This is a genomic window from Aeromonas ichthyocola (genome assembly GCF_046087985.1).
In the GTDB taxonomy this organism is placed as follows: domain Bacteria; phylum Pseudomonadota; class Gammaproteobacteria; order Enterobacterales; family Aeromonadaceae; genus Aeromonas; species Aeromonas rivipollensis.
Map to the genome: position 1 here is coordinate 480,440 of NZ_JBJSWH010000004.1, position 7,061 is coordinate 487,500.

Annotated in this window: 6 protein-coding genes and 3 pseudogenes (1 of these 9 cut by a window edge); 5 read left to right on the forward strand and 4 right to left on the reverse strand. The window is 62.8% G+C overall.

The window, feature by feature from the left end:
* Positions 1 to 61: 61 nt before the first annotated feature.
* Positions 62 to 292 carry an SMR family transporter gene (locus ACF2JD_RS14810; protein WP_440987682.1) on the reverse strand — a complete coding sequence of 77 codons (231 nt, stop codon included), beginning with the start codon at positions 290 to 292 and terminating at the stop codon, positions 62 to 64.
* Positions 293 to 445: 153 nt separating this feature from the next.
* On the opposite strand from ACF2JD_RS14810, the pseudogene ACF2JD_RS14815 reads away from it, so the two are divergent.
* Positions 446 to 1,334 (forward strand): annotated as a pseudogene (locus ACF2JD_RS14815) (LysR family transcriptional regulator); the annotation flags it as partial.
* Positions 1,335 to 1,356: 22 nt separating this feature from the next.
* Positions 1,357 to 1,568 (forward strand): annotated as a pseudogene (locus ACF2JD_RS14820) (hypothetical protein); the annotation flags it as partial.
* Here ACF2JD_RS14820 and ACF2JD_RS14825 read toward each other — a convergent pair.
* Positions 1,520 to 1,648 (reverse strand): annotated as a pseudogene (locus ACF2JD_RS14825) (DUF2937 family protein); the annotation flags it as partial. The pseudogenes ACF2JD_RS14820 and ACF2JD_RS14825 overlap by 49 nt on opposite strands.
* A 211-nt stretch (positions 1,649 to 1,859) precedes the next feature.
* On the opposite strand from ACF2JD_RS14825, the gene ACF2JD_RS14830 reads away from it, so the two are divergent.
* Positions 1,860 to 2,576: a phosphatase PAP2 family protein gene (locus tag ACF2JD_RS14830; protein WP_440987683.1), complete on the forward strand. Its 717-nt coding sequence runs from the start codon at positions 1,860 to 1,862 to the stop codon at positions 2,574 to 2,576.
* Positions 2,577 to 2,822: 246 nt separating this feature from the next.
* Complete coding sequence (locus ACF2JD_RS14835) at positions 2,823 to 3,728, forward strand: TSUP family transporter (protein ID WP_395949500.1); 906 nt, start codon at positions 2,823 to 2,825, stop codon at positions 3,726 to 3,728.
* 36 nt (positions 3,729 to 3,764) lie between these two features.
* On the opposite strand, the gene ACF2JD_RS14840 is transcribed toward ACF2JD_RS14835, so the two are convergent.
* Both ACF2JD_RS14840 and hemL read right to left on the reverse strand, forming a co-directional pair.
* Complete coding sequence (locus ACF2JD_RS14840; protein ID WP_440987705.1) at positions 3,765 to 4,580, reverse strand: hypothetical protein; 816 nt, start codon at positions 4,578 to 4,580, stop codon at positions 3,765 to 3,767.
* Positions 4,581 to 4,790: 210 nt separating this feature from the next.
* A complete protein-coding gene (hemL, locus tag ACF2JD_RS14845; RefSeq protein WP_440987684.1) occupies positions 4,791 to 6,077 on the reverse strand; it encodes a glutamate-1-semialdehyde 2,1-aminomutase in 1,287 nt (428 codons plus the stop codon).
* A 222-nt stretch (positions 6,078 to 6,299) separates the two neighbouring features.
* Here hemL and clcA point away from each other — a divergent pair, with 222 nt between their 5' ends.
* Positions 6,300 to 7,061 carry the 5' portion of a H(+)/Cl(-) exchange transporter ClcA gene (gene clcA / locus ACF2JD_RS14850; RefSeq protein WP_408846817.1) on the forward strand. The gene runs 633 nt beyond the window's last position, so 762 of the gene's 1,395 nt are visible here — the first part of the coding sequence; its start codon is at positions 6,300 to 6,302; its stop codon lies off the right edge, out of view.

Sequence of the window (7,061 nt, forward strand, 5' to 3'; positions counted from 1 at the left end):
CAGACCGATCAGCTCCTGAGCGTTCAGGTCGTAACCAAGGAACAGCACGAGACGATGGTGATCAGGCGATCCCCAGCCCCTCCCAGAGCGCAAACGCAATACCAATGGAGATTGTTTTGGCGGCTTTGGCCAGCAACAGTACGAGAAACCGATCAACAGCCACATCGGCAGATAATTCATCCAGCCGGCCATCGTTCTCGGGGATCATGGCCATGCTGGATGTCCCCGCGACCTCGGTGATGATGGCGCCCGTCAAAAATATCCGGGCTAAAAGCATGCGACTGAATAACATAAAGATTCCTTTGTTGCTGCGACGGAGAGAGGATAACCGCAGTCACAACGCAGGCAGGAATCGCTGAGCGTCGATTATCAGACGCTGACGGTTTGCCTTGCCAAACGAGGGCAGCTAAGGTGAACGTCGAATAACTCCATCATGCCCGTTGTCATGAAGCTCTATCAGATAGAACTCTTTGTAGAATCAGCCAACAGTGGCTCCATCGCCAAGTACAGCCCGTCGTCTTGGCAAAAGCCGCAGCGCCGTCAGCACTGCCATCGCGGCGCTGGAAGTTGAGCTTGGCGTCGAACTTTTTGAACGAGGCGCCAACCAGAGTCGATTGACCGAGATAGGGGAGCAGGTGCTGGACGACTGCCGGCGGCTGCTGCAGGCGGCCAACAGCCTCAAGCTCAAGTGCGAGCACCACGCCTCGGGCGCCGAGGTGGCGCTCAGGGTGGCGCGGGATGACGCCATCCCCGAGCCGGTCTGGCGCGAGATGCTGGGGGCGCTGCGCCACCAGTTCCCCGGCACCAGCATCTCCCTGGTGCTGGCCTCGCCCCCCGAGCTGCCAGCCCTGGTGGAGGAGGGGTTTGTGGATGCCGCCTTCGGTCTCATCACCGAGGATCAGGAGCGCAGCGGCCTCAACATAGAGGTGCTCAACCCCATCCGCACCCTGATGGTGGTGGCGCCAAGCCACCCGCTGGCGGGGTTGAAGCGGGTGCTGCAGCAGGATCTGACCGATCAGACCCAGGTCACCCTCTCCTATGTGGACGAGTTCTCGGTCAAGAGCCTGCTCCCCATCGGCGGCCAGCACATAGGGTTGTCGAGCTTCGAACTGATGCGGGATGCTGTGCTGGACGGCCTCGGCTGGGCTGTGTTGCCCTCACCGCTGATCCAGAGCCAGCTGCGCCAGGGGGACCTGTTGACCCTGAAACACGGAAAAGTTCAAGCCTGCAGAAGGCGAGGACTATGAACCGTCTATCTGGTGGAAAACGCCTATCACGGCAAGGTGTTGGCCTGGTTGAGCCGGACATTCATCAGCAAATCCCGCCCCCTTGAACTGCTCAATGCCTACAGTGGCGCGGGATGCTGTGCTGGACGGCCTCGGCTGGGCTGTGTTGCCCTCACCGCTGATCCAGAGCCAGGCTCCCTGCTGACCCTGAAGCACAAGTTCAGCCTGCAGTGGCGGGATTACGGGGTCTATGCGCTGCAAACCGTCGAAACCGGGAATGCCTATCACGGCCTGGCCAGACCGAGGCTGGCCTGCTGCAGGCGCGCATCCAGCCGCTGGTAGTAGAGATCGACGATCCCCGGTATCTGCACGCCCGCCAGCAAACCGAGGGCAAACAACATCATGCGAAGGTAGCTGCGCATAGCCATCATCCTGAATAAAAAGAGCCTCATACTAGCCGCAAGCCCCTGGCGCGCCAAGGTGGCGCTGGCTGCTCCCGCATCCGGGGGGTGGCAGGGCGGGTTCAAACAAGATTCAATAGGATATTATTTGTTACATGAATTCTTACATTTTTGTGATTCAAGTCACCGGGAGGCTGACCTAGAATCACCGCTTTTTGAAGGAAGACTCGGCATGAGCAAGTTCATACCTCTCTATCTGATCGGGGGCCTGATTGCCCTCAGTTGGGCTGCCCTGCCGGGTCATGGCCCCTGGGATCACTGGGATCTCGCCACCTTCCAGCTGGTCAATGGCTGGCTGGGCCAATCCGTCCGCTGGGCCGATCTGGTGGCCATCACCAACAATCGCCTGTTCGATCTGGTCGCCCTGGGCTGCATGGGACTGATCCTGGCCACCTGCTTCTTCCGGGCCCAGGATGAGGCGCGCCGTCGCCTGGTGGCCATGGGGATTGTCATGTTGCTGGGGGCCCTGGTGATCAATCAGCTCGGCCACCTGTTGCCGGTCAGCCGTCCCAGCCCGACCCTGACGGTGGACGGGGCGCTGCGGGTGAGCGAGCTCAGCGCCATCCCGACCAAGGACTCTGCCGGCGACAGCTTCCCCGGGGATCATGCGCTGTTCCTGATGATCTTCGCCGGTTTTGCCCTGCGTTACCTGCCGCGCCGGGTCGCCGTGATCGCCGTGCTGATGGTGCCCCTGTTCTCGGCCCCCCGCATCCTCGCCGGTGCCCACTGGCTGACGGACGTCTATGTCGGTGCCCTCTGCCTCGCCCTCATCTGCCTGCCGCCCTTGCTGCTGACCCCATTGTCGGATCGGTTGATCGACCGCCTGGCTCCCAGGCTGCCCCGCTGGATCGCCGGAAACCCTTGTTGCTTGGGTAACGGAAGGCAATAAAAAGAAGGCGGGTGACCGCCTTCTTTTGCTTATGCCCATCGGTGCTGTGGTCGTCGCGAAATGACCAGGACTACGCCCGATGAGTGCGGGCTTGCGCCCTCAACGACAAGTATTGGCAGAGTCATTCGAGCTTTACCATCAGAAACTGACGGGGCCAAACGTTTGCATCCGATGAAAGCGTGATCCAGACCAGGATTTTTTCTCTGGGCTGCCTTAGAATCGCCGCCCGTTGCTGGAGGTCCCCCTATGCTTGTCACTTTTCTGCGCCTGTTGTTTATCGGTTGCGCCCTGGTCTTTATCTTCATGCTGGTTCACGCCTGGTGGCACAAGCGGCGCCGGGGCGAGCTGGAGTCCACCCCCTTCTGGCCGGTGGCGGCCATCGGCTTCGTCGCCAACTTTCTCGACACCCTTGGGGTCGGCAGCTTCGCGGTCAAGACCGCCTGCTACAAGCAGTTCAAGCTGATCGACGATCGCCTGCTGCCGGGCACCCTCAACGGTCAGTGCGTGCTGCCGACCGTGACTCAGTCCCTCATCTTCATCGGCGTGGTCAAGGTGGATCCGCTCACTCTCATCAGCATGATGGCCGCCGCCGCCGCGGGCGCCGCCTGGGGTGCCCGTCATGTGGCCTCGTTCGATCGCCAGACCATCAGGCTGGTGATGGCGGTCTCCCTGCTGGTGGTGGCCGGGCTCATCTTTGCCGGGCTGCTGGGGCTCTTCCCCCTGGGCGGCGAGGCCATGGGGCTCAGTGGCTACAAGCTGGGGATAGCCCTGCTCGGCAACTTCCTGTTCGGGGTACTGATGAATGTGGGCATAGGGCTGTTCGCCCCCTGCATGACCCTGGTCTATCTGCTGGGGATGAACCCGCTGGCGGCCTTCCCCATCATGATGGGGTCCACCGCCGTGCTCAGCGTCTTCTCGGCGGGCACCTTCATCCGCAAGGGGGCCTTCGATGCCAGGGCCGTGCTGGCGGTGGCTCTCTTCGGCCCCATCGGTGTGGTGCTGGCGGCCATGCTGGTGCAGTCCATGGACATGGAGATGCTCAAATGGCTGGTGGCCTTCATCGTCATCTACACCTCCTGGACCATGTACGCCTCCTGGCAGGCGGCGCGGCGTCAGCCCGAGTCTCAGCTGGCCGGTGCCGCCAGCTCGTGATGCCATAAATGAGGAGATTCAGAGTCTGGCGAAGGCTTATCCGGCCCGCCTGATCCGGCCATGCCGCCTGGTGAGCGGCGCTTGCTGCGGGGCCGCCGCTGGCCGCTGGCTGGAGGCGACCAGGGCGGCCTCGGCCTTGGCCCCGAGGAAGACATAGAGCCCCAGCGCCAGCAGCAATCCCACGGCGCAGCCCATCACTCCCACCGCAGGCCAGAGCAGTTCGTTCTGGCCGAGGGATCCCTTGAACAGCAGCAAGAGCCCCTCGATGGAGACAGCGATCAGGATGGCGGCGATGAAGCGGGTGATGGTGCGGCGAATGGCGCTGTGGCGGAAGATGTCCTTATGCAGCAGCACCTCCTCCTCCAGTATGGTCTTGCCCAGATCGAATACCGCCAGCGCCAGGGTCAGGAAGATGATGGCGCTGAAGGCGCCGAGCCGGTTCTGCTGGGTGCCGCACAGCAGCAGATAGAGCTGCTCTAGGCCATGCCAGATCAGGGTTCCCACGATGAGAAACAGCGCCAGGCTCAGGATCACGTAGACGGCCCTGAACCAGGGGATGGCGCGGCGCCGCTCCCTGTCCCCCATCAGCCAGGCAATCAGCTGGTGCAGATTGATCTCAAGCTCGCGGCCATGGCCCTGCACCTTCAGTCGCAGCTGCCCCTGCGGGGCCGGAATGGGGGGCAGGATCCCCGCTCTTGCCTGGTTCTGGCCCAGGCTCTGCACGCTCAGCACGAAGGGATAGCCCTTGAGGGCCTCCTGGGGGAGGGTAAGCAGCCCCAGCAACAGGGGGGTCAGCTCGGTCTCGTACTCTTGATAGCGCCGCAGCACGTCGATGGGGCTCATCTCTGCCATATGGACCTCGGTCAAGTGGGCTCCTGAATAAAGCAGTGCAAATAGTGGGCCCGCTTTATGACAGCCAATGGGGTGGCGGATGCACCAGCAAGTGGCAAACAGCGGCGAGAAGAGAGAAAGGTCTGCACCAGAAGGGGGCTCTGGCAGGGCGAGACGACAGAGGCAACAAAAAAGGGCCCTTCACGGGCCCTTGGTTCATTCCGGCAGGGCTCAGCCCGCCAGTTTGGCGAAGCTGCGCTCGGCGGCGGCCAGGGTGTGCTCGATCTCCTTGTCACCGTGGGCCAGTGACAGGAAGCCCGCCTCGTAGGCGCTCGGCGCCAGATAGACACCCTCTTCCAGCATCAGATGGTAGAAGCGCTTGAAGCGTTCCATGTCGCAGCGGGTCACCTGCTCATAGCGGGTGATCTCGGTCTCTTCGGTGAAGAAGAAGCCGAACATGCCGCCCACATAGGTGATGGCGAGCGGGATGCCGTGTTTGGCGGCGGCGGCTTTCAGCCCTTCCGCGACCCGGGCCGTCTTGGCGCTCAACTGCTCATAGAGACCCGGCTCCAGCAGCAAGTCCAGCATGGTGAGACCCGCAGCCATGGCCACAGGGTTGCCGGAGAGGGTGCCCGCCTGATAGACGGGGCCGGTCGGGGCTATGTATTGCATCACCTTCTTCTTGCCGCCGAAGGCGCCCACCGGCATGCCGGCCCCGATGATCTTGCCGAGGGTGGTGAGGTCGGGATCTATGTTGTAGTGGCCCTGGGCGCCGCGCAGGGAGACCCGGAAGCCGGTCATCACTTCGTCCAGGATCAGCAGGGCGCCAAACTCGTCACAGATGGCGCGCAGCCCTTCCAGGAAGCCGGGCACCGGCGGGATGCAGTTCATGTTGCCCGCCACCGGCTCGACTATGATGCAGGCGATCTCGCTGCCGTACTGGGTGAAGGCTTCGCGCACCGAGTCCAGATCGTTGAACACACAGGTGAGAGTGTGCTTGGCGAAATCGGCAGGCACGCCCGGGCTGTTGGGCTGGCCCAGGGTCAGGGCGCCGGAACCTGCCTTCACCAGCAGGGAGTCAGCGTGGCCGTGGTAGCAACCCTCGAATTTGACGATCTTGTCGCGGTTGGTGTAACCACGGGCGAGCCGGATGGCGCTCATGGTGGCTTCGGTGCCGGAGTTGACCATACGCACCTGCTCCATGGAGGGCACTATCTGGCGTACCTTCTCGGCCATCAGCACTTCGATCTCGGTGGGGGCGCCGTAGCTCAGCCCCTTCTCAACGGCCTTGATGACGGCGGCCTTGATGGCCGGATGGTTGTGACCCAGCAGCATGGGGCCCCAGGAGCCGATGTAGTCTACATAGGCCTGACCATCCACGTCATAGAGGTAGGCGCCATCGGCGTGATCGATGAAGCGGGGTGTGCCGCCGACCCCATTGAAGGCGCGGACCGGTGAGTTGACGCCGCCCGGAATGGTCTGGCGGGCCTGTTCAAACAGCTGATCTGATTTTGACATGGATCATCCTTAATGGGATTTTGGTCGTCACCCGGGCGCAGGCGGTCGATTGCGGCTCGGCAGGCTGCGGTGGGAGGAGTATGCTTTGCGCTCTCGCCACCCGGACTCCCGGTCTGCACCCGTGATAAATGAAACGGGCCGACTATAGCAGAAAGGCCCTGTGCTGGGCAGCCGAGCCGAGGCCGGGTGTTTCCGACCCTCGTTAGATGAGCGTGAATACCCATGGTGCAACAAGCTATCCCCCCTCGCGAGGCGACCACACAAGGTCGCCCACCTGCCCTGCAGCGCCTGATCCAGCGGGACAAGATGCCGCTGCTGGTGCTCTTGCTGGCCGCCCTGGTCGGTGTTTTGGCTGGACTGGTCTGCGGGTTGTTTGAATCCGGTGTGCACTGGCTGGCCCAGCAGCGAGTCCTGCTGCTGGCCGACCGCCCCTGGTGGCAACTCGGTCTGCTGGGCTTTGGTTTCAGCGCCCTGCTGGGGTTTGTCGGCTACTTCCTCACTCATACCTTCGCCCCGGAAGCGGGCGGCTCCGGCATTCCCGAGATAGAAGGGGCCATGGATGAGTTGCGTCCGGTGCGCTGGTGGCGGGTCTTGCCGGTCAAGTTCTTCGGCGGCATCTGTACCCTGAGTTCCGGCATGGTATTGGGGCGGGAGGGACCTTCGGTACAGATCGGCGGCAATCTTGGCAAGATGGTGGCGGATATCTTCCGGCTTCCCAAGGAGCATGGTCATGCCCTGCTGGCGGCGGGGGCAGCGGGGGGCCTGGCCGCCGCCTTCAACGCGCCGTTGGCGGGGATACTCTTCGTGATGGAGGAGATGCGGCCGCAGTTTCGTTACTCCTTCCTCGCCATCAAGGCGGTGGGGATCTCGGCCGTCATGGCGACCCTGATGCTGCAGAACATGAAGGGGCAGGCGCCAGTCATCAGCCTGCCCCACTACGATGCCCCGGCCCTGAAGGCGCTCTGGCTCTTCCTCTTCATGGGG

Coding starts and splice junctions, on each gene's coding strand:
- ACF2JD_RS14810 (WP_440987682.1), bottom strand. CDS start 292: ATGTTATTCAGTCGCATGCTTTTAGCCCGGATATTTTTGACGGGCGCC.
- ACF2JD_RS14830 (WP_440987683.1), top strand. CDS start 1,860: ATGAGCAAGTTCATACCTCTCTATCTGATCGGGGGCCTGATTGCCCTC.
- ACF2JD_RS14835 (WP_395949500.1), top strand. CDS start 2,823: ATGCTTGTCACTTTTCTGCGCCTGTTGTTTATCGGTTGCGCCCTGGTC.
- ACF2JD_RS14840 (WP_440987705.1), bottom strand. CDS start 4,580: ATGGCAGAGATGAGCCCCATCGACGTGCTGCGGCGCTATCAAGAGTAC.
- hemL (WP_440987684.1), bottom strand. CDS start 6,077: ATGTCAAAATCAGATCAGCTGTTTGAACAGGCCCGCCAGACCATTCCG.